This is a genomic window from Massilibacteroides sp. (assembly GCF_028705895.1).
Classification (GTDB): domain Bacteria; phylum Bacteroidota; class Bacteroidia; order Bacteroidales; family Tannerellaceae; genus Massilibacteroides.
In genome coordinates this window covers 21,279-44,079 of sequence record NZ_JAQWCQ010000020.1, presented here as the reverse complement: position 1 = coordinate 44,079, position 22,801 = coordinate 21,279, and the positions used below count along the sequence as shown (strand labels likewise).

The following is a 22,801-nucleotide window of genomic DNA, read 5'->3' as shown; positions in this document are numbered from 1 at the left end:
AAAGAATGGTAAACCGATACACAAGCTATGATCGAAGGAATTATGAACAGTCTCCCTGGCTTTTTGCAGGGATAGCTATTCTTAGTTTTGGTTCCTGGCTTTATGGCTATTTGTCTTCTATCGGTTTTCCGGTTTATGGTGAAATAAATGCTGCGCCTCTCTGGAATACATTCTGTCAGATATTGACAAATAAGAATATAGCCTATCTCACAGGGTTTCTTCTGATGCTTGGAGGAGCGTTCCTACTTCAAAAATCCAATTACGAGCTGGGGATTATCCGGGAAAAAACATTGTTGCCGCTTTTCATGAATGTGTTTCTGATCAGCACTAATCCCAACTTCTTCCCTTTAAACCCAGCTTCATTCGGGGTTTTTTTTCTGATCGTAGCGATGAACCAGCTTCTTATGAGTTATCATGACCCGGATGCGCGAAGTGCTGCTTTTAATTGTTCGTTTATTATTGCTCTGGGTAGCCTGCTTTGGGTACATATCCTTTGGTTTATTCCATTATTCTGGCACGGAATGTATCGTTTCCGTACGTTAACGCTCAAAACATTTCTGGCCTCGCTGACCGGTGCTATGACTATTTACTGGTTTCTGCTTGGCTGGTGTGTCTGGACGCATGATTTTAGTCCTTTCAGCGTGTTGAGTTCATTGTTTAAAATCCAGATAATAACATTTGCTTATACCGATGTCGTAAACTGGACTGGTATTGGAGTGGTGGTTGTCATGACTCTTGTTTCTGTTATTAATGTGATTCTACATGATAAAGACGACGTACAACGGACTCGCCAATATTTATACCATTTGATTTTGTTTGGAGTCTGGTCGTTTGGTTTAGCCGTATTATTTGCTCAGTCGGCCGACGAGTTTCTGCAGGTTGCCTGTATTCCTTCATCTTTATTGATCGCACACTTCTTTGCGTTGGTTCAGCATCGTTTTGCCCGTTGGACATTTTATTGTTTGTTGTTGGTGATCTTGGTTATATTATCTCTGAGATTATGGAGTTTCTGATAGAGTATGGCTATTTAGGTGTCTTTATTGCTTCCTTTCTGGCGGCAACAGTATTGCCTTTCAGCAGTGAGGTGGTGTTGACCGGCGTTTTGCTTGCCGGAGCTGCCTACTGGCCATGTATGATCGCTGCAACGCTGGGAAACTTTCTGGGAGGGATGAGCTGTTATTGGCTGGGTATGCTTGGAAAGATCGAATGGATAGAGAAATACCTGAAAATGGACAGAGCTAAAATAGAAAAGACACAAGAATGGGTGAAGAACAAAGGCTCCTGGATGGCTTTCTTCGTTTTCCTTCCGGGAGTAGGAGATTTTATAGCAGTAGCACTCGGCTATCTTCGTGCCAATATCTGGATCGTGGCTATATCCATGTTTTTAGGAAAAGCACTACGCTACTGGGTTTGGATGGAGTTTGTCTATAAAGTTAAAGACATGTTCTGATTTTTATTCCTCCAGCCACTTGTTGATCTGATCTGTAATCTTGATTTGCATCTTTTCCGGCATAGTAGAAATACGTGCCTTGTGACTTCCTTTTGGCTCAATATAAATTTGCAGATTCTGCTTTCCTTCGAAATCCGGAATACGCGTTGCACTCCAAGGGTCAAATTCCCCATAAATAAAAATCATCTTCGGATCATTATTTTCAAGAAAAGAAGAAACATAATTATATAGCGAAGGATCAAATTGTATCGCTAATCCTTCCGGTAGCATGACGCGATTGAAATAACCCTTACTGCTCTCGATGCTTAAAAGTTTACGAAAAGGGGTTGTGTCGTAGCCATAATACCCTAATTCACGGGCTGCTTGCACATTAAAAGAAGCAAATGGTTGATTTTTTGCAAAATAGGTAGGACCGCTAATTTGCATTAAATGGTCAAACAGTTTGTTTATTTTTGATGACGACGACGGAACTTCTGAAATATCTGTACCCCATTGCCAGAAAGCAAACGGATATTCGAGGACACAATAATCTAAAACTTCATCTGTCGGAATACGAAATTCCAATGCTTTGTCTTTACAATACTGCTCAAGGAGAGGAAGTATTTGTTTTCTCTTTTTCAAGATGGTCTTCTGGAATTTCCCAATAACCTTACGTTCTTTTTTTGTCCCCACCTTCTGAAGAAAAAACTCATGTCTTCCATCTTCAAGAGCTCTGTTCAACGGAGCCACGTATGGTATCGAAAAATCTACATCGTTTGGAAAATACGAACGGTAGAACAGTGTTGTTTGTCCTCCTTTACTAATCCCCGTACTGATCCACTTTTCCGGATAAACCGCTTTGAGTAATGTAGTGATATGGTGAAGGTCGTAAACCGCATTTTCAACAGTCAGGTAGTCCCAATTCTTCGGCTCCGGAGTAGATTCAAGAAAATAACGATGTTCTACAGTAATAACATTTGTATTGAACAGGCGGGAAAGTTCTTCCTGATATGTATCTCTTAATACATAAGCAGCCCCATAACCTTCTGTTACAAGAACCGTTGGGCGGTCAAAGCCGATATGATTAATAATTACACGTTGCGTGAAACTTCCGGCAGTACTGTCTTTGTGATCTAGCCATTGCTTTACCTTAATCACATATTTCTCACTATAGATGTCTGAACTTAATCGTTCAATTTCGCAAATGTCCTGGAGCGTTTGTAGTTTCTGTTTTAAGTCTTCCGAAGAGGCAAAAGTTTGTAACGCAAAAAAAAGAAAAACCGAAAGTAGAGTAAATAACCGTTTCATCTCGAGTGCCGTGTTAATCAAATAATTTAAAAGTATATCCTTGTTGAAGTAACCAGTCTATTGCTTTGGGAAGAGCTCCCCGGATATTCCGTTCCGCTTTTACCGAGTCGTGAAAAACAATAATGGATCCGTTTCTCGTATAATTTTTGACGACATTAAATACGCCATTGGGCGTCATATGCGGACTGTAATCACGAGTCACCACATCCCACATAATAATCCGGTACTTCTTTCTTAATCTTAAAATCTGCGGTCTTCGCATGTGTCCATGTGGAGGTCTGAACAGATTGCTCTTAATTAAGCCTGTAGCCTTTTCCACATTTACCACGTAGTTTTTTGTCCAATACTTTATTCCCTGTATATGGTTGAACGTGTGGTTACCTACCCGATGACCTCTGTCGAGTACCATCTTGAATACTTCGGGGTATTTACGAACATTGTCACCCACACAGAAGAACGTTGCCTTTATATTATATTTTTCGAGAACGTCCAATACCCAGGGCGTAATCCCCGGTATTGGTCCGTCATCGAATGTGAGATACACACATTTTTCTTTTTCTGGTATCCGCCAGGTGGTTCCGGGGAACAAAACACGGTAAAACCAGGGAGGTTGCTCTATAAACATAATTTACTTACCACGAGTTGGCGAATAAGCCATACGGAAGTTGTCGAATTCTTCCTGATACTTTTCAACCAAGCTGGAATTATATTGTTTAGCAATCCTTAATACCTCATTCAGAACAGCCAGGTTCTGTCTTAATTCTGGTTCGACAGAAGTCAATTGTTTTGGATTGAGGCGGAAGAACCAGTTTGCATTTGTTACTGCATTAGCAGCAATCTGATCAAGCACGTCGTCCGCTTTTTCTGTTTCACCTAACATCTGGTATAGTTCACCAATCGTTAATGCGGAATAGTCCATCGGAACATTTTCCGGAGGTAATACTTCCATACATTTATCCAAAACCTTTATCGCTTTTTCATCGTCGCCTTCATTCGCCAATGTTGCGGCCAGTTTACCGAATAAAACCATGCGATAACTTTTACACATGCGTAACGCATTTTCATCCAAATAGATTCCCGGTTTATCAACGCCCCCCCATTTGAATTTGTTCATCACATTATCATACATCTTTTCAGAATTGACTGCCAGATCGGAATCCTTTGTTGACAATGGAACAATTTGATTAGCCAAACCTGTTTGCTGGAAGAAGCCGTCCAGATTTACATATTGATCAGAAGCTACTGTTACTGCGTAATAGATCGGACGTTCCCAATTATTCGATTGCAACATATCCAGAATAATTAATTCCTGTTTTCCCAAAATATTCTTTCCTGTCAGGTCAATCGTCATATCTTTCAGCATATACGGTACATATTTGGGGGAGAGCGTATTGTTACGAATAATTGTTGCTGAATCAACCTTAAGTGTCAACTTGTCCGAAGGGATAAAGTCGAATTCCTGATCCACTCCCGGAATTTTCTTGTATTTAGGGTCATTACTCCGTGCAAAGTTAAGCGCAGTACCTAAATCAACCGCTTGTTCTGTCATTGGGAATAGATAAGCTATATCGCGTGTACCCTGTACATAATCTTCCCGGTTCCATGAAATCGGAAGCGGTTCGGAGTTGTAAGCCTGACGCTTCATCTGGTCGATATACCAGTCGGTTTGCAAATAGCTGGTGTTGCAAACGCGTACATCGGTTCGGATTCCTTCCACTTCTTGGGCATACCAAAGCGGGAAGGTGTCGTTGTCTCCATTAGTAAATATGATAGAATTCGGTTCACAGGATTCCAGATAATTACTTCCGAAATCTCTTGCTAAATAACGACCAGAACGATCATGGTCATCCCAGTTCTGACCAGCCATCTGAATCGGAACAAACAAAGCTGCAATAGCTGCAACTGATGCAGAAACAACCGTCGGAAGTTTAGCATAGCGCTCCAATAGCTTAGCCAAAGCGGCTACCCCGAATCCAACCCAGATACAAAACGCGTAGAACGAACCTGCATACGCATAATCTCGTTCACGTGGTTGATAAGGTGTCTGGTTGAGATATAATACAATCGCAATACCCGTCATGAAGAAAAGGAAGAATGTAATCCAGAAGGACTGAATTCCCTTATTTCCTGCGTTTGCTTGATAAACCAAACCAAGTATTCCTAATAAAAGAGGTAATAAATAATAGACATTATGTCCTTTGTTATTTGCAATGTCCACATGCATATTGTCTTGCGGCCCGATTAAAGCTTCATCAATGAATTTAATACCTGTAACCCAATTGCCGTTTAATACACCGCCATGACCCTGAATATCGTTCTGTCGGCCGGAGAAATTCCACATAAAATAACGCCAGTACATGAAATTGAGCTGATAAGAAAAGAAGAAACGAATATTTTCAGCAAATGTTGGTTTCATCACTGTTACCTGCTCTCCACAGCGATCGAACTTCACAGGAGTACCTTTAAAGTCCGTCCATTCCTTATATGCAGAAACATGATTCTCTGCGCTGCTATACATACGAGGGAACAGCATTTCTAATTCACTTACATATTCATATTCCGTTTCGTGTCTTGACACATAATATTTGTCTTTTTCATTCTTGTCCTTTTTAATTACACGACTCCAGGTTGGTTCACCGTCTTTGGTAACAGCTACGCAATTATTTCCTTGTCTTTCACGTTTTACTTCAGAAACGAAAGTTTGTCCATAAATAAGAGGCGTCTTGCCATATTGTTCACGGGCAAGATAGGTACGAAGCGTGAAAATATCTTTCGGGGAATTCTGATCCATCGGTGTACCTGCTTCAGAGCGAATCATGATCAGAGCGTAAGATGAGTAACCCACTACGATAACCATCAGAGATACCAAAATCGTATTCAGGGTTTTTATATTAACATTTTTGCTTCTGAACAAAAAGAATGTAAGTCCGGCGATCAAAATGATACCCAGTATATAGCCACTACCTATAAAAGGAATACCAATCAGGATAATAGACAAGATGAAGGCGACTTTTAGTCTTATTTCGTTCGTGTTGTCACGCATGGTTTCATAAATAGACCAGCCAAGTACTCCTGCTAATATTATCAGGTAAGCAAATACACCGGAATTATAACCCATGCCAAGCACATTTACGAAGAATAATTCAAACCAACCGCAGACTTCTACCAATCCTTGTACTACTCCGTACATCATCAAACCGACGATAGCAAAAGAGATCAGCAAGGCAACAAGCGTTCCTTTCATCGTGGGGTTTTCAAATTTCTTATAATAGTAAACCAGAACAATGGCCGGGATACAAAGCAGGTTCAATAGGTGAACGCCGATACTCAATCCCATCAGATAAGCAATCAGGACAATCCAACGATCTGCATGAGGGCGATCCGCTGCATCCTCCCATTTAAGGATCAGCCAGAATACGACAGCAGTAAATAAAGATGAGTAAGCGTAAACCTCACCTTCTACGGCACTAAACCAGAATGTGTCACTGAAGGTATAAACCAATGCACCAACTAAACCGCTACCCATGATTGTGATCAACTGAGCAGTTGTTATTTCCGTATTGTTCTTAACTATTACCTTGCGGGCAAGGTGTGTAATGCTCCAGAAAAGGAATAATATAGTCAACCCACTGAATAGGGCGGACATCGAGTTTACCATGATGGCTACCTGAGAAGGATCTGACGCTAATTGTGTGAATAAGTTGGCTGTCAACATGAAGAATGGTGCTCCCGGTGGATGTCCCACTTCCAATTTGTACGCCGATGAAATAAACTCTCCACAGTCCCAGAAGCTGGCTGTCGGTTCCATTGTCATTAAATATACACTGGAAGCGATCAAGAAAGAAAGCCATCCCAGAACATTATTAATCAGTTTATACTTTCCCATAAAATTGTATAACGAGTTAACTATTTGCTTGTTAAATATTTCCCAAAAACAAAATATGCACGCAAAGGTAATACTTACGCCTTAATTTTAACGGACATTCTCTGTATAAATTGTATAGGCGCTTTTTGTTATTCTTATTTATTGAGAATTTTTGTGTTCCATCCTGCAGAACTTTTGATTATAAGAATTCCCTTAGGTAAAATTTTTGCATTTACAGTTTCTGTTGTCTCTTTCGCAAAAGAAGTGACTTTTTGACCTGTAATTGTATAAATACTGACCGTTTCACATAAAATATTATTTGATATGTATAAAAGATTACCTGATAGAGAAATGTTGACAGATGTAGTCTCAATCATTTCATTAGAAACAGGTCTCCCCTGAGATGTTAGAAGAGTATTGATCTCTTTTTCGTTATTCCACCCTGAAACAAAAGAGACAGATTCCTCTGGCTCATAAGGATTAATGATAAACAAAGCTGGTAAATCTTCAATCCCTTTTCTTTTTGCCTCTTCAACATAATTTTTGCCTTCTATAGTCAGGTTTGTCGTGTTACTGACTTTGTCCCAGTCAATGTACCATAATACATATTCTTTTTCTAATATTGATTTGTTGCTTTCTGCGTTTATACTTTCTAAAGTCTCAATACATTTTTTACAACCAATTCTGCCTGCAAATAAAAATATATATTTCCCCTCTGCTTCTGCTTGTTTGAATACCTCTGTTTTTGACGTGTTGAATAGTTTGATTAAATCTTGGTATGATTTATCCTCCGCATGAAGAATTTGACTTGATAAAATAAAGAGAAATCCGAATAGAAACAGAATTAACCGTTTGATTTGTAACATTTTATTGTGATTTAATAGAATACATAGTGCAATATTAATGAATTAATTTGAAACAGAATAAATATTCCCGTGTGAAAATAAGAAAAGCTTAACTAAGAATCTGTTTTGAATTTATTCTCTATTTTTTTTATACCTGATTTGGTACTTGGCGAAACATATGAATACAAGACAAAAAGAAACTATTTTAACCATTTTGCTTACGCACTTCAAAAGCGCTTAAGATCATTTTTCTTTCGTTTATATAGTTTCAAACCAATAGCTCAGAGCAAACGCATCTAAAATTTCAAATGAAAGAGCATGAAAGAGTTACAAACAATATAAAAAAGATTCGTAAAATTCAAAACAGCCTCTAACTGTTATTGGAAATAGTTATTGAACTTTTTAATTTGAATGTATCCCATTATGTATTTATAAATAGAAGAGCTTCAAAATAAATATTATTCAGTATCAGCAAAAAAAAATGCATATAAGAGTCTGGCGATCACAATAGATATGCGAATGTAATAGGTTTGTAATATAATTGCAACCTGACCGAAATATACGTTTCAGACATTTGCTCACAAATTGAATAACTATTTTTGGATGGAGACTATCTATTTAGTATTTTTAATCTGCCTTTTTATTTTAGCAATCTTTGATTTATCAGTCGGTGTCACCAATGATGCCTCTAACTTTTTGAACTCTGCTCTCGGCGCCAAAGCTGCTTCTTTCAGAACAGTCATGGTTATTTCTGCTCTTGGTATATTGATCGGAGCTACGCTTTCCAACGGGATGATGGATGTCGCAAGACATGGGATATACCAACCCCAACATTTCTACTTTACGGAGATTATGTGTATTCTGTTGGCTGTGATGCTTACAGATATGGTGTTGCTGGATATCTTTAACTCCTTAGGTCTGCCGACATCTACCACAGTCTCCCTTGTTTTTGAACTGCTTGGAGCCTCAGTGGCTGTAGCATTGGTTAAGATATCGAATTCAAACGGACTTTTGAATCTGGGGGAATTGTTGAATACAGAAAAGGCCTTTACAATGATTCTCGCCATATTCCTTTCTGTTGCGATCGCTTTCCTGTTTGGGATGATTGTTCAATTTCTAACCCGGATTATATTCACCTTTAACTATAAAAAGCAAAGTAAATATTTTGCGGCTGTTTTTGCAGGTGCTGCTGCTACAGCAATTGTATATTTCATGCTTATAAAGGGGTTGAAAGATGTTACTTTTATGACTGCAGAGCTAAAGGCTTCTATTTATGCTCAATCAGAAAAAATAGTTCTTTATTGTTTTGTTGCCTTTACTATTTTGATGCAAATCTTGTATTGGCTGAAAGTAAATGTTTTTAAGGTAATTGTCCTTTTAGGAACTTTTTCATTGGCATTAGCATTTGCCGGTAATGATCTGGTCAATTTTATCGGTATTCCAATGGCGGCTTATTCATCCTATATTGATTTGGTTAGCCAAAGTGGTGCCGTTTCTCCCGACACATTCTTAATGGAATCTCTGACCGAGTCCGCAGAAACTCCCTGGTATTTTCTTGTAGGTGCAGGAGTTATTATGGTGATTTCTCTGACGACATCAAAGAAAGTACATAATGTGGTAAAAACATCAATAGACTTATCTCGACAAAAAGAAGGAACGGAGAATTTTGGTACCTCCTCTATTGCGCGAAAATTAGTTCGTACTACTACCAATATGTTCTCCTCGATTATAAGTATAATACCCCCCTCTGTTCTTGAATGGATCGACTCCCGATTTGTCAGTGTGGAAGTTCCCGAAGAAGAAAAGGGGGTTAGTTTCGATATGGTCAGGGCTTCGGTGAATGTTGTTTTAGCAGCGCTCTTAATTGCATTGGGAACTTCTTTCAAGCTGCCGTTGTCCACTACTTATGTTGCATTCATGGTTGCGATGGGTACATCACTGGCAGATAGAGCCTGGGGGCGTGAGAGCGCGGTGTACCGTATAACCGGAGTGATTGCTGTTGTTGCAGGATGGTTTATTACCGCAGGAGCAGCTTTCCTTTTCTGTTTTGTGGTAGCATTGATTATTTATTTCGGAGGATTTGCTGCTATGATAGGGATGGTTGGTATTGCGATCTATATATTGATCCACAGTCATCTAATGTATAAAAAGAGACAGAGAAAAGCAGCATTGCAGGAAGAAGTTAACTCTACAGTCGAAAAATTACAGACGGCAACCGATACGAATGAAGCACTTGCTCTCTTTCGTGAGTTGAGTCGTAATGAACTGAACTCAACCTTGTTGTTTGCGAAGGATACATTATATAAAGTAGTTCGCGGATTTATGGACGAAAACCTGAAAGATTTACGACAGTCCCTTCATGAAATTGAAGAAAAGAAGATACATATCAAACAGGTTAAACGTGTCGGAACGTTGGGTGTTAGCCAACTTGATCACGATATCGCTGTAGAAAAAGGATTATACTACTATCAGGGAAATGATTTTTCGAGCGAATTGATTTATAGTATTCGCCGTATGGCAGAACCCTGCCGTGATCATATCGATAATCACTTTAATCCGCTTAGTGATGTGCAAAAGCAGGATTTGGGCGCAGCTGTGGATCGTATTTGTGACTATTTACAAAAATGTGCGGATAAGCTGATTCAGAATGATTATTCCTCCTTCAAAGATTTGGTGCACGAATCATCCGCTCTCACCCGCGATCTGGTCTTACTAAATAAAGAAGAGCTGCGTCGTCTGCAAGGCCAGACCGGAAGTACGAAAGTGAGTATGGTTTATCTGAATATGATACAAGAGACTAAGAATGTAGTTCTTTTCTCAACCAATCTGATGAAAGTGAGCCGTAAGTTCCAGATCGAACGCTAAAAAACTCAGTTCAGTAGTCAGACTCAGGAAAATGAGTTAGTTTTGCGGCCGAAATCTTAACTATGAATACCAATGGAACGTTTGTTGCATTATGTCTGGAAATACAGGCTATATTCTTCTGCAATATTAAAGACTACAGATGGGAGAGAAATTTCCATCATCGATCCCGGATTACAAAATACGAATGCGGGACCGGATTTCTTTAATGCAAAAATCAAAATTGACGATACCGTTTGGGCGGGAAGCGTAGAAATTCACGATCGGGCGTCCGACTGGATTAAACATGGGCATGATAAAGACAAGGCTTATGATGCCGTAATACTGCATGTGACAGAAAAAAACGATGCGCAGATCTATCGGCAGGACGGTCAACCAATTCCACAACTACTTCTGCCGGTTCCTGAACATATAAGAGAAAATAGTCAGTCTTTGTTAACTTCCGAAAATCTTTTACCCTGTGCACGAGTGATAAAAGAAACGGATTCTTTTCTGCTCTCTTCCTGGTTAAATGCCCTTGCCGGTGAACGATTAGAGCGTAAAACACAAGATGTTCTTGTACTCCTTGATCAGCACGGACAAGATTGGAATGAGGTGTTTTATATTCTGCTTACCCGTAATTTCGGATTTGGACTTAATTGTGATGCTTTTCAGCAATTGGCCTGTAGCCTGCCTCTCCGTTATATCCAAAAACACAGACACAGTATTTCTCAGGTTGAAGCATTCTTGTTCGGACAGGCAGGACTGCTCAATGCGGAAGACGGAGATGAGTATTATCGCTTGCTAAGACGGGAATACCAGTTTCTTGCTCATAAATTTAAGCTTAAACCGTTGGACGCTTCACGCATTAAGAGCCTTCGTACACGGCCTGTTAGTTTTCCGCACATTCGACTGGCACAATTAGGGATGCTCTGGTTTACTTACGATACGTTGTTTTCCCAATTATTAGAAGCAAACACATTGAATGAAATCAAAAATTTCTTTCGGTTTCAGCCTTCGGAATATTGGTTGACACATTATAATTTCCAACGCGCCTCTTCTTCCCATCCTAAACCTATAGGCGAAAATGCGATTCATATTCTGATAATAAATACGGTTGCTTCCTTGTTTTTTGCTTACGGTAAGAAAAAAAACAAACCCGAATTTTGTGAACGTGCGATACAAATACAAGAACGTATCCCAGCAGAACAAAATTCGATAGTGCGTCTGTTTACAAATGCAGGCCTACAAATACGCAATGCAGCCGACTCACAGGCCGTTATTCAACTCAAACGTGACTATTGCGAGAAGAAGAAGTGCATGTATTGTCGCATAGGTTACTATTATCTGAAGAATCCTCATTGTCGTTAAGAAATATTATTTCGTCCCGAACTAATGGGGGGATGACGGTATTTTCTCTATTTTTGCTCTTTGAAATTGAAAATAAATGAAATACAGCAATATAAGATACTGTTTATTGGCTTTGCCTTTGTGCCTGTTGTTTTATTCATGCGCTAATATAGCTTCGCCTAATGGAGGGCCTTATGATGAAACTCCTCCTAAAATGATCAGCAGTATGCCTGAGTTGAACCAAACGAACTTTAAAGGCAATAAAATAGAGCTTGTGTTTGATGAATTGATTCAGGTAGAACAGCCCTCCGAGAATGTGATTATCACCCCTCCCCAATTAGTTATGCCGGTAATCCGTCCAACAGGTAACCGGATTCTGGTAGAATTGAAAGATAGTTTGAAGGAGAATACTACTTATACAATAGACTTTACTAATTCGGTTGCGGATAATAATGAAAAGAATGTGTTAGAAAACTTTACATTCGCTTTCTCTACAGGAGATGTCATTGATACGCTTGAGGTGTCCGGAATATTACTAAATGCAGCGGATCTGGAGCCGATGCCGGGTATTATTGTGGGAATACATAATAATTTAGAAGATTCTGCTTTTGTTAAAACACCATTTCTACGTACCAGTAAAACAAATGATAAAGGACGGTTTACGATTCGTAATCTTAGTGAGGGAACGTATCGGATTTTTGCTTTGAATGATGCAAACCGTGATTTTAAATTTGACCAGCCCGGCGAGGAAATCGCATTTAATGATTCTACATTCTCTCCGACTTTCGAATTTTCCACAAGGCAAGATACGATCTGGAAAGACACATTGACCGTTGATACCGTTCTTGTCGTTCCTTATACACATTTTCTACCTGATGATATCGAGTTGTTCTTATTTAAAGAGAACTTTGAAAGGCAATATTTGCAGAAAACCGAACGTCCGCAGGAACATTTGGGGGTACTGACGTTTAATGCACCTTTAGACACGATTCCTGTTCCCGTTCCATTAGACTTTACGCCATCCGATAGTGCCTGGTATTATGTGCAGACAATGGACGATCAGGCTGTTATTAATTATTGGATTACGGATCCTTCACTTTTGATTAAGGATACATTGTCTTTTGAACTGACTTACCCGAAAAGTGATTCGCTGAATGTTCTGCAAGCGCAGACAGATACATTACAGTTTGTTATGCGCCGTCGTGCCAATGAACGTAAAAAGAAGGATGACGAAGAGGCTAAACCGCTTGCTTTAGGTATGAATATTTATGCTCCATCTTCAATGGATATCTTTGATACGATTCATGTGGAATTTACAGAACCTGTATTTGACGTTTCTTCGGAATATTTTGTGTTAGATCAAATGAAGGATTCCGTATGGATGCCGGTTGAATTCGATTTCTTTCAGGATACAACGAATTCTTTAGCCTACTATATTCGCCGGAAATGGAATTATGACGAAGAATACAGACTTGAAGTGGATTCTGCCCAAATAAAGAGTGTCTATTCGAAATGGAATGATCCTTTTTCTGCTAAGTTCAGAATTAAGAAAAAGGAGGATTATGGTAATTTATATGTAAATATACAAGGATTGAATTCTCCGGGTTTTGTTGAATTGTTGAATAGTACCGATGCGCCGGTTCGAAAAGCAATGGTTAAAGATGGGGGAGTCTTGTTTATGGATTTGAAACCGGACAAGTATTATGCTCGGTTAATTGTTGATGTAAACGGGAATGGAGAATGGGATACCGGTAATTATGCGGAGAAATTACAACCGGAAAAAGTCTATTATTATCCGAAGCTTTTTGATGTGATGCAGAATTGGGACGTAGAAGAAACCTGGGATGTGTTATCTACGCCTGTTGTCCGTCAGAAGCCAATGGAAATCACTAAGAATAAACCGAAAGAAGTAACCAAAAAGAAGAGAGACTATAAGAATGAAGGAACACAAAACAAATCGTCTTCGAACAGCAGTTCGGGTATGTCAGGCATACAGTTCTAAAAAGAATCTGTATCTCGTTATATGTCTGCTGCTTTGCTTGCAACAATATGCCTTCGGGCAATGCCGTTTTAACAACCAACCGTTTACGGACGGAGAGAAAGTAAATTATGTTCTTTATTTTAAATGGGGTATTCTGATGCCCAAAGCCGGACAAGCATCTATTGACTTTCACAAAACCAATGAAGACAATAAGCTGGGGCATAGTTCTCGGTTATTGTTTCGTACGACCGGTATGTTTGAGTCGATTTATAAAATGCGGGATACGTTAGCCAGTTTTCATGATGAAAACATGGTTTTGTTTCGCTCGGGTAAGCACTCGAATGAAGGAGGATATTATTCGATAGACAGAATAGAATTTTCTTATACTGATGACCATGTTTCTGCACACTCTTTGCGTTATACTCCTACCCGTGTCAGGATTGATACGGTCCTGACATCTGAGGGATGTACTTTCGATATGATGAGTTCCCTGCTGTATTTACGCTCTCTGGATTATGACAAAATGCAAACCGGAGATCGCTTTTCTTTCAAAGTGATGATCGGAAGAGATGTGGTAAATGTGGGATTCCTTTATAAAGGCCAGGCTATTCTGGAACGTGATAATGCCAAATTTAAAACCCGTCATTTCTCTATGGATATCTTTGATGAAGTTTTTGAGCAGGGTGAATCCGCTGCTGAGATATGGATAGGAGATGATGAAAACCGGATACCCGTACGGTTGAGGGCTAAGTTAAAGTTGGGTGCGGCAGAAGCTTACTATACATCCTCCTCAGGATTAAAATATCCCCTTAATTGCCGTATAGAAATGCCGAAAGGCAGAAGGTAGGGAGGTTTATTTCCCTAACTTCCATTCAGCGCCGTCTTTTGTGTCTTTTATTTCAAATCCGATTTCTGTCAGTTCATTCCTGATCTTGTCTGAAGTAGCCCAGTCTTTATTCTGTTTTGCCTGCTGACGGATGGTCAGCAATAAGTCCATTGCTTTGCCAAAGGCCTCATTCGCATTGCCTCCCGCAGATGTCTCCGGGAGAATACCAAGCAAATCAAAGAGAAAGAGATCGAATACTTCCTGTAGTTCCTTCAGATCTGCTACGTTGATCGTTCCCTTTCCGTCTTTTACCGTATTAATAGCTCGCGCGGCATCAAACAAGTGAGAGATTACGATCGGAGTATTTAAGTCGTCATTAAGTGCATCATAGCATTTAGAACGAATACCGTTTATCTCAACGGTCGTAGTCTCTGATGGTGTAAGCTTTTTTAAGCTTGCATAGGCATCCAACAGACGTGATAAACCTTTATCAGAGGCCTGAAGCGCTTCATTACTGAAATCGACCGTGCTACGATAATGCGCCTGGAGAATAAAGAAGCGAATCGTCATTGGAGAATATGCCTGATGAAGCATTTTATGATTTCCGGTAAAGAACTCATCAAGTGTGATGAAATTACCTAATGATTTTCCCATCTTCTGCCCGTTTACCGTAATCATATTATTATGCATCCAATAATGCACCATGTCGTCTCCCTGCGATGCCACCGCTTGCGCTATCTCGCATTCGTGGTGTGGAAAAACTAAATCCATCCCTCCTCCGTGTATGTCAAAATGTTCGCCAAGGTATTTCTTACCCATCGCCGTACATTCGCAATGCCATCCCGGAAAACCAATACCCCAAGGTGATGGCCAGCGCATGATATGTTCCGGTTGTGCCTTCTTCCAAAGGGCAAAATCAATCGGATTATGCTTCTCGTCCTGCCCGTCTAACTCACGGGTGGTATTAAGCATATCTTCAATATTACGTCCGGAAAGGACACCGTAGTGATGTTTCTTATTGTATTTCTCAACGTCAAAATATACAGAACCTTCGCTTTCATAAGCAAAGCCATTTTCTAATATGGTTCTGACTAATTCGATCTGTTCTATAATATGTCCGGAAGCATGCGGCTCGATGCTGGGAGGAAGCACATTGAGTGCATCCATTGCCTTATGATAGCGATTGAGATAATATTGCACAACTTCCATCGGCTCAAGCTGTTCTAAGCGCGCTTTCTTAGCTATCTTATCTTCACCACTGTCAGCATCATGTTCTAAGTGTCCTACATCTGTAATGTTACGAACATAGCGAACCTTATAACCTAAATGACGTAAATATCGAAACAGAATATCAAACGTAATGGCCGGACGAGCGTGTCCTAAATGTCCATCTCCATAAACCGTTGGTCCGCAAACATACATTCCGACATGCGGAGCATGCAAGGGTACAAACTGTTCTTTCTTCCGGGTCAATGTGTTGTAAATATTCAACGGATGTTCCATAATTCTTCCTCTATTCTTTAATAACAGACACAAACTTACACAAAAATGCGGATTTATAGACGCGCCATATAAAAATATACTATCTCATGATCGGATGAAGCCTGAACACCAACTAAAACAAAGAGGGCAAATAAGATTGAAAGTATATTTTCAAATTTTGAAGCGCCTCAAATTTCGTCTCTAAGCTCCTTTTATTTTTTCTGAAAAGGGCGTAATTCAGTGGCAGGTTTATATCTTTGCAGGCATGAAATATTATTGTATAGCTGTGAGAATATATCTGCTGTTGCTCCTTACCTCCTTTTTTACCTTAAAAGGATTTGCTTCCGTGTCCACAGATAGTTTGGCGGTTACGCCTTATACCTTTCATGCTAAGCAATTAATTCTGCCGGCTTCACTGATTACAGTAGGTGCACTTGGTACTGCTATCGACGGTTGGCAGGATTTTCATCTGATCTCGCGGAAGGATTCCGTTAATAAGATACGGATCGATGACTATATGGAATGGGGGATGTTCGGATGGGTCTTTGTTTGTGATTTATTGGCTGAAGAAAAGCATAACTTCGTAGATCAACTGTTCTTGCTTACGCTGGCCGAAGGTTTTAATGCCGGAATGATACATGGACTAAAGAATACGGTGAAAGAAATACGTCCTGACGGAGCTCCTTACTCTTTTCCTTCGGGACATACAGCCAATGCCTTTTTGGGGGCGCATTTGGCTTATAAGGAGTTTAAGGATACTGCCCCTGTACTGGCCTATTCAGGCTACGCAATGGCTACCTTTGTGGGTGCTTTAAGAGTGCACAATAACCGCCATTGGGTGGCTGATGTATTTGCCGGAGCAGGTATAGGTGTCTTATCTGTTGAGTTGTCTTATTTAGTCTATTTCCCCATTCGCAATGCAATCGCAAAACGGGTTAATAGGCGGGCTGCAGGAAACTTGGTTATCGCGCCCTCGATCACGCCTGACGGGGGAGGCGTTTATTTGTCATTTAAATTCTGATTGATTGCCAGCAGTTCCTCTATGTGTGTCCGGTCATTATTCAGGCGTGGAATTTTATGTTGACCGCCAAGTTTTCCTTTTTCTTTAAGCCAATGATAGAATACCCCTGGTTTAGCGAAGATCACTTCCGGAATCGTGAGTGAAATATCCTTGTAGCGTTTGGCGTCATAATCAGAATTCAATTCTTTCAGATGATTGTCTAAAACAGACGTAAATTCCGCAATCGAAATTGAAGGCTCTTGCTCGAACTCAATAAACCACTGGTGTCTTCCTTTCGCTTTATCTAAAAGAAATAAAGGGGCAACTGTATATTCTTTCAGGACGGCATTGGTCTCTTTGCAAGTTAAACTCAGCGCTTTGTCTGCATTGTCGATCATCAATTCCTCACCGAAGGCATTGATATAATGCTTTGTCCGGCCTGAGATCACAAACTTATACGGGTGTACAGATGTGAAACGAACCGTATCTCCGATCAGATACCTCCATAAGCCTCCCGAAGTGGTAATGACCATCGCATAATTCTTGCCAGTTTCAACCGCTTCTAAAGGCAATGCTGTGGGGTTCGCAGACTCCAGATCATTCACCGGGATGAACTCGTAGAAAATGCCATAGTCAAGCATTAGCAACATACTTTGATCTGTCAGATCACTCTGGATGCCGAAAAAACCTTCTGAAGCATTGTAGGTTTCTACATAATGCATCTTTTCTGTAGGTATAAGCGACTTGTATTGTTCTCTGTACGGCTCGAAACTAATTCCACCGTGAAAAAACACTTCAATGTCAGGCCAGACTTCGGTCAGGTCTTGTTTGCCTGTTTTCTGAAGAATTGCCTTGATCAGCACTAACATCCAGGATGGAACGCCGGAGAGGTTGTTTACATTCTTATTATACGTATTTTCTACAATTGCTTTGATTTTGCTTTCCCATTCATCCATCAGGATGATTTTCTTTGAAGGGACGCGGATATAATTGATGAGAGGATTCAGGTTTTGTAGTAAAACGGCCGACAGATCTCCGCAATGAGATTCTTTATTTAGGGGCGACGGACTATGACTACCGCCAAGTATCAGCCCTTTTCCTGCGAAGAAGCGGCTTTGCGGGTTATTCCTCAAATAGAGGGCAACACTATCAAAACCGCCTTTATAATGGCATCCTTTTAGTATCTCTTTTGTTACAGGCAGGAACTTACTGCGATCATTGGTTGTTCCGCTACTCTTAGCATACCATCTTACTGTCGAAGGCCAGAGAATATTCTTCTCTCCATTTATCATTCTATTGACAAAGGGTTTGATTTCTTCGTATGTTTGAAGGGGAATATGTTCTTTAAAAGCTTGGTAGGAAGAGATTGACTTATAATCATATTTCTTACCCCATTCCGTATTACGGGCGGTAGATAAAAGGCTCTTTAGTTGTCTGTTTTGTATCTGATCAGCGTGTGAAGCAAATAAATCAATATCATTTAGCCTATGTCGGAAAAACAAAGAGATCGTTTTTGTTAAAATGTCCATGCTCTGTTTTAATTGTCCGGGTGCAAATGTAGGCATTCTCTTTTTATTTATATCTTTGTTATATACTAAAATACAGTTACAATGAAAATTGGCATCCTTTCTTCGGGCGGAGACTGTCCCGGAATAAACGCAACAATACGAGGAGTCGGCAAAACGGCAATCATGCATTATGGAATGGAGGTAATCGGTATTCATAGCGGTTTTGCGGGAATTATCAATAAAGATATACAGGAGTTTGATGAGAAAACATTGTCGGGGATATTAAATCTCGGGGGTACTATTCTCGGTACATCGCGCGAAAAACCTTTGCGCAAACAGCTTGAAATCCCCGATTCAGAAAAGGTTGAGATTCTTCGTAATAACTATAAGGAGTTAGGATTGGACTGTGTGGTTTGTATCGGAGGGAACGGCACACAAAAAACGGCAAATTTATTGGTGAATCTGGGATTGAATGTCGTTGGGGTTCCGAAAACAATCGATAATGATATATGGGGTACGGATATAACATTCGGTTTTGATACGGCTGTGAATATCGCGACAGAAGCAATCGACCGCTTGCACTCTACGGCCAGTTCGCATAAGCGGGTGATGGTGGTTGAGGTTATGGGGCATCATGCGGGTTGGATTGCGTTGTACGCAGGAATGGCCGGAGGAGCTGATGTGATTCTGCTTCCCGAGTTGGGATACGACTTGGAAGCCGTTACCAATTCAATCTGGGAACGAGCTAAAAAAGGCAAACCTTATTCGATTGTTGTTGTTGCCGAAGGGATAGATTCTCCCAATCGTAAGCGTCCGGTGGACTATATTACCAAACAAATTGAAGCTGTAACCGGAATTGAAACGCGCGAAACGGTATTAGGTTATATACAACGCGGAGGAAATCCTTCTCCGTTCGATCGCAATCTGGCTACCCGCTTAGGTGGGCATGCAACAGAACTGATCGCAAATAAACAATACGGACGTATGGTTTGTATGAAAGGAGATACGGTGGAATCGATTCCTTTATCAGAAGTGGCCGGCAAATTGAAAGTAGTTACTCCTGAACATGATCTCATTTTGCAGGGACAGCGGATGGGAATTTCTTTTGGACGATAAAATCAAGAAAAATACACATGAAAACACAAGAAAAGAAGAACGTCAGATTAATGTCGTTAGATGCTCTCAGGGGATTTGATATGTTTTTTATTATGGGACTGGCCGGAGTGATTGTCGCCGTTTGTAACCTTTTCCCGGATTCTTCAGTAATGATGTGGCTGAAAGATCAGATGTCTCATGTTGAATGGAACGGCTTGACGCATCATGATACTATATTCCCCTTATTTCTTTTTGTTGCCGGTATTTCTTTTCCCTTTTCATTGGCAAAGCAACGTGCGGGAGGAAAAACAGAACAGGAGATATATACCAAGATAGTGAAGCGCGGTATTACGCTTGTATTGCTGGGCTTTGTCTATAATGGAATTTTTAAGTTGGATTTTGAGAATATGCGTTATGCCAGTGTATTAGCGCGTATTGGCTTAGCCTGGATGTTTGCCGCTTTATTGTTTGTTAAATTCAATACAAAGACAACTGTTTCTATTTCCGTTTTTATTCTTGTAGGTTATTGGTTGACTATGTGGTTAGTTCCTGCGTCGTCCACTCCATTCTCGTTTGAAGATAATTTAGTGGGAGCTATTGACCGGATTTTACTTCCGGGACGGATGAATGATGGAATCTTTGATCCGGAAGGTTTATTCAGTACGCTTCCGGCGATTGTTACGGCTTTGTCGGGTATGTTTACCGGTCAGCTGGTTCAGCTTCCGGAGAATAAATGTTCACAGAAAAAGAAAGTCGCATATATGTTGATTGCTGCCGTTGCATTTATAATTGTGGGTTGCTTGTGGAACCTCGTCTTTCCAATTAATAAAAAGTTGTGGACAAGCTCTTTTGTCTGTGTCCTTGCGGGCTATTCCCTGATTTTATTTGCCCTGTTCTATTACATTATTGATGTGAAGGGGTATAATCGTTATTCCCTGTTTTTTCGGGTTGTGGGGCTGAATTCGATTACAATTTATCTTGCCCAGAAGATTGTGGATTTTAATAAAATATCCGAGTTCTTTTTAGGTGGAGTAATCAATCACGTTCCTGAAGGAGTAGGGGCAGTAATCGGTAATGCGGGATACTTTACCGTATGTTGGTTTTTCCTTTATTTTCTGTATAAACAAAAGATATTCCTTAAAGTATAACAGACAGATTTCTAAATCGCCTGTTGTTCGTTTTCGTCGGGAAGTTCATTGAAGCTGTCTTCAGAGGTCTGTTCTTCCTGTAGCCTCTCTTTTAGTTCAGAGATATAGGCCTGGAATTCTTTGTCTTTTCTGAGTTTTTTGATTGCCATCTTAGCCGCGTTCTGTTGCGATTCCTTTTTGGTGTATCCGATACCTATTCCTATAGACGTATCCAAAAGAGTAACCTCCGTCTGGAATACAGGATTACCGTCATTGTCAGCAAACGATTCGATAAGATTGAATGAGACTTCCAATTTGTTTTTCTGACTCCATTCAATCAGGCTGGATTTGAAATTAACTTCCTTGCGCGCTATCTTGTCTAAATGAACATGCTTTTTTATGATCTCTTCATCAATAAATTTATAACAGGCTTTATATCCCTTATCTAAATAGATTGCGCCGATCAGAGCTTCAAGCGCATTGCCATACATGTAATTATTGTGAGAGTTAATTTTGGTAGAATAAATGACCTTCTTGTTTAATCCGATTTCTATTGCAACCCGATTTAATGTTTCCCGTTGAACAATTTTGGATCGTGTATTAGTTAAAAAGCCTTCCCTGCCATATTGGAAATGTTTATATACAATGTCCGCAACGACTGCATCTAAGATCGCATCACCTAAAAATTCCAAGCGTTCATTATTGAGCCATTTCCCGTTGTCATCTTCTATTGACGATGACTTGTGTAAAAAGGCTTGTTCATATAAGTGAATGTTCTCGGGATAAAAGCCGAGCATTGTATATAAAGAAGAATAAGGCTCCTTCGTTCGATTGATGAAGTGCCTTATTCTGTTGTATAATTTTATAAACACCTTACTTTATAAATTTCTTTACAATCATACTTGCATTGTGACCGCCAAATCCAAAAGTATTGGAAAGAGCAGCATTGATTTCTTTCTTCTGTGCTTTGTTGAATGTAAAATTCAGCTTGTAATCTATCTCTGCATCTTCATCTCCTTCCTCATGGTTGATTGTGGGAGGAATGATACCTTCTTTGACTGCCAATGTACATGCAATTGCTTCTAAGGCTCCTGCAGCACCAAGTAAATGACCGGTCATAGATTTTGTAGAACTGATATTCAGATGATAGGCATGCTCTCCGAATACCTCCTTGATTGCTTTTGCTTCAGAGATATCTCCTACCGGAGTTGACGTTCCATGTACATTAATGTAATCGATTTCTTCCGGCTTCATTCCTGCATCTTCCAACGCATTTTTCATAACTAATTTCGCTCCTAATCCTTCCGGATGAGAGGCTGTCAGATGATATGCATCGGCAGACATACCTGTTCCTACGATTTCACCATATATTTTCGCACCACGTGCTAAAGCATGTTCAAGTTCTTCTAAGATAAGACAAGCGGCTCCTTCACCCATAACAAACCCATCACGGCTTGCACTGAATGGACGAGATGCTCTTTCCGGATCATCATTGCGGGTTGATAAGGCATTCATGGCATTGAAACCACCAACTCCGGCTCTTGTAATAGCAGCTTCAGCTCCTCCGGTTACAATTGCATTCGCTTTTCCTAAGCGGATGTAATTGAACGCATCAGAGATTGCATTTGTTGAAGACGCACAAGCCGATACTGTTGCGAAATTCGGGCCTCTGAATCCATATTTCATGGAAATCTGTCCTGCTGCAATGTCGGAAATCATTTTAGGGATAAAGAACGGATTAAATCTTGGTCCGCGTTCTTCGTCATATCCCATTACTTCTTCTTCGAAAGTCTTGATACCGCCGATACCGGCTGCAAAAATAACACCGATACGATCTAAGTCTTCTTTTTCTGTGTCAAGGGCTGAGTCTGTAATTGCTTCAGCGGCTGCACTAAGTGCCAACAGCGCATATCTGTCACACTTGCGTGCTTCCTTACGATCCATTAATTGTAGTGGGTCGAATCCTTTAACTTCGCAGGCGAACTGCGTTTTAAACTTCGATGCATCGAATTGAGTAATAGGCCCGGCGCCGGTTTTCCCATTAATAAGACCCTCCCATGTTTCTGAGAGGGTGTTACCAAGAGGAGATATAGCACCAAGACCTGTTACTACTACTCTTTTTAATTCCATACCTTTAATTAAAA

Annotated in this window: 17 protein-coding genes; 9 read left to right on the top strand and 8 right to left on the bottom strand. The window is 40.2% G+C overall.

Going from position 1 to position 22,801, the window contains the following annotated elements; genetic code table 11:
- Positions 1–5 precede the first annotated feature (5 nt).
- Both PHT93_RS06985 and PHT93_RS06980 read left to right on the top strand, forming a co-directional pair.
- On the top strand, positions 6–1,013 hold the full coding sequence (locus PHT93_RS06985) for a hypothetical protein (RefSeq protein WP_300241109.1): 1,008 nt from the start codon (positions 6–8) through the stop codon (positions 1,011–1,013).
- A complete protein-coding gene (locus tag PHT93_RS06980) occupies positions 1,001–1,450 on the top strand; it encodes a VTT domain-containing protein (RefSeq protein ID WP_300241107.1) in 450 nt (149 codons plus the stop codon). Before PHT93_RS06985 ends, PHT93_RS06980 begins: the two co-directional genes overlap by 13 nt.
- 3 nt (positions 1,451–1,453) lie before the next feature.
- Here the strand turns inward: PHT93_RS06980 and PHT93_RS06975 are convergent, their stop codons facing one another.
- From PHT93_RS06975 to PHT93_RS06960, 4 genes are all read right to left on the bottom strand, one after another.
- Positions 1,454–2,737, bottom strand: coding sequence for a S28 family serine protease (locus PHT93_RS06975; protein WP_300241105.1), 1,284 nt, complete (start codon positions 2,735–2,737; stop codon positions 1,454–1,456).
- A 13-nt stretch (positions 2,738–2,750) separates the two neighbouring features.
- Positions 2,751–3,362 (bottom strand): polysaccharide deacetylase family protein, encoded by a 612-nt coding sequence (locus PHT93_RS06970; RefSeq protein WP_300241103.1) that lies wholly within the window; start codon positions 3,360–3,362, stop codon positions 2,751–2,753.
- A gap of 3 nt (positions 3,363–3,365) precedes the next feature.
- Positions 3,366–6,623 (bottom strand): DUF2723 domain-containing protein, encoded by a 3,258-nt coding sequence (locus PHT93_RS06965; protein WP_300241100.1) that lies wholly within the window; start codon positions 6,621–6,623, stop codon positions 3,366–3,368.
- A gap of 134 nt (positions 6,624–6,757) precedes the next feature.
- On the bottom strand, positions 6,758–7,468 hold the full coding sequence (locus tag PHT93_RS06960) for a T9SS type A sorting domain-containing protein (protein WP_300241098.1): 711 nt from the start codon (positions 7,466–7,468) through the stop codon (positions 6,758–6,760).
- A 582-nt stretch (positions 7,469–8,050) separates the two neighbouring features.
- Here PHT93_RS06960 and PHT93_RS06955 point away from each other — a divergent pair.
- From PHT93_RS06955 to PHT93_RS06940, 4 genes are all read left to right on the top strand, one after another.
- Positions 8,051–10,312 (top strand): inorganic phosphate transporter, encoded by a 2,262-nt coding sequence (locus PHT93_RS06955; protein WP_300241095.1) that lies wholly within the window; start codon positions 8,051–8,053, stop codon positions 10,310–10,312.
- 72 nt (positions 10,313–10,384) lie between these two features.
- Positions 10,385–11,659, top strand: coding sequence for a DUF2851 family protein (locus tag PHT93_RS06950; RefSeq protein ID WP_300241093.1), 1,275 nt, complete (start codon positions 10,385–10,387; stop codon positions 11,657–11,659).
- A 76-nt stretch (positions 11,660–11,735) separates the two neighbouring features.
- Positions 11,736–13,640 (top strand): Ig-like domain-containing protein, encoded by a 1,905-nt coding sequence (locus tag PHT93_RS06945; protein ID WP_300241090.1) that lies wholly within the window; start codon positions 11,736–11,738, stop codon positions 13,638–13,640.
- Positions 13,576–14,466 (top strand): DUF3108 domain-containing protein, encoded by an 891-nt coding sequence (locus PHT93_RS06940; RefSeq protein ID WP_300241087.1) that lies wholly within the window; start codon positions 13,576–13,578, stop codon positions 14,464–14,466. The genes PHT93_RS06945 and PHT93_RS06940 overlap by 65 nt, the downstream gene beginning before the upstream one ends.
- A 6-nt stretch (positions 14,467–14,472) precedes the next feature.
- On the opposite strand, the gene cysS is transcribed toward PHT93_RS06940, so the two are convergent.
- Positions 14,473–15,948 carry a cysteine--tRNA ligase gene (gene cysS / locus PHT93_RS06935; protein WP_300241084.1) on the bottom strand — a complete coding sequence of 492 codons (1,476 nt, stop codon included), beginning with the start codon at positions 15,946–15,948 and terminating at the stop codon, positions 14,473–14,475.
- A 244-nt stretch (positions 15,949–16,192) separates the two neighbouring features.
- On the opposite strand from cysS, the gene PHT93_RS06930 reads away from it, so the two are divergent.
- Positions 16,193–16,948 (top strand): phosphatase PAP2 family protein, encoded by a 756-nt coding sequence (locus PHT93_RS06930; RefSeq protein WP_300241081.1) that lies wholly within the window; start codon positions 16,193–16,195, stop codon positions 16,946–16,948.
- Here PHT93_RS06930 and PHT93_RS06925 read toward each other — a convergent pair.
- The gene (locus tag PHT93_RS06925) at positions 16,927–18,456 is read right to left on the bottom strand and encodes a GH3 auxin-responsive promoter family protein (protein WP_300241128.1); all 1,530 of its coding nucleotides are present in this window, start codon (positions 18,454–18,456) and stop codon (positions 16,927–16,929) included. The genes PHT93_RS06930 and PHT93_RS06925 overlap by 22 nt on opposite strands.
- Positions 18,457–18,537: 81 nt before the next feature.
- On the opposite strand from PHT93_RS06925, the gene PHT93_RS06920 reads away from it, so the two are divergent.
- Both PHT93_RS06920 and PHT93_RS06915 read left to right on the top strand, forming a co-directional pair.
- A complete protein-coding gene (locus PHT93_RS06920) occupies positions 18,538–19,551 on the top strand; it encodes an ATP-dependent 6-phosphofructokinase (RefSeq protein ID WP_300241078.1) in 1,014 nt (337 codons plus the stop codon).
- Positions 19,552–19,568: 17 nt separating this feature from the next.
- Positions 19,569–20,678, top strand: coding sequence for a DUF5009 domain-containing protein (locus PHT93_RS06915; RefSeq protein WP_300241076.1), 1,110 nt, complete (start codon positions 19,569–19,571; stop codon positions 20,676–20,678).
- Between the two features lie 11 nt (positions 20,679–20,689).
- Here the strand turns inward: PHT93_RS06915 and rnc are convergent, their stop codons facing one another.
- Positions 20,690–21,454: a ribonuclease III gene (gene rnc / locus PHT93_RS06910; protein WP_300241073.1), complete on the bottom strand. Its 765-nt coding sequence runs from the start codon at positions 21,452–21,454 to the stop codon at positions 20,690–20,692.
- Positions 21,455–21,530: 76 nt separating this feature from the next.
- Positions 21,531–22,787, bottom strand: a complete 1,257-nt coding sequence (gene fabF, locus PHT93_RS06905; RefSeq protein WP_300241070.1) for a beta-ketoacyl-ACP synthase II — start codon at positions 22,785–22,787, stop codon at positions 21,531–21,533.
- Between the last annotated feature and the right edge of the window lie 14 nt (positions 22,788–22,801).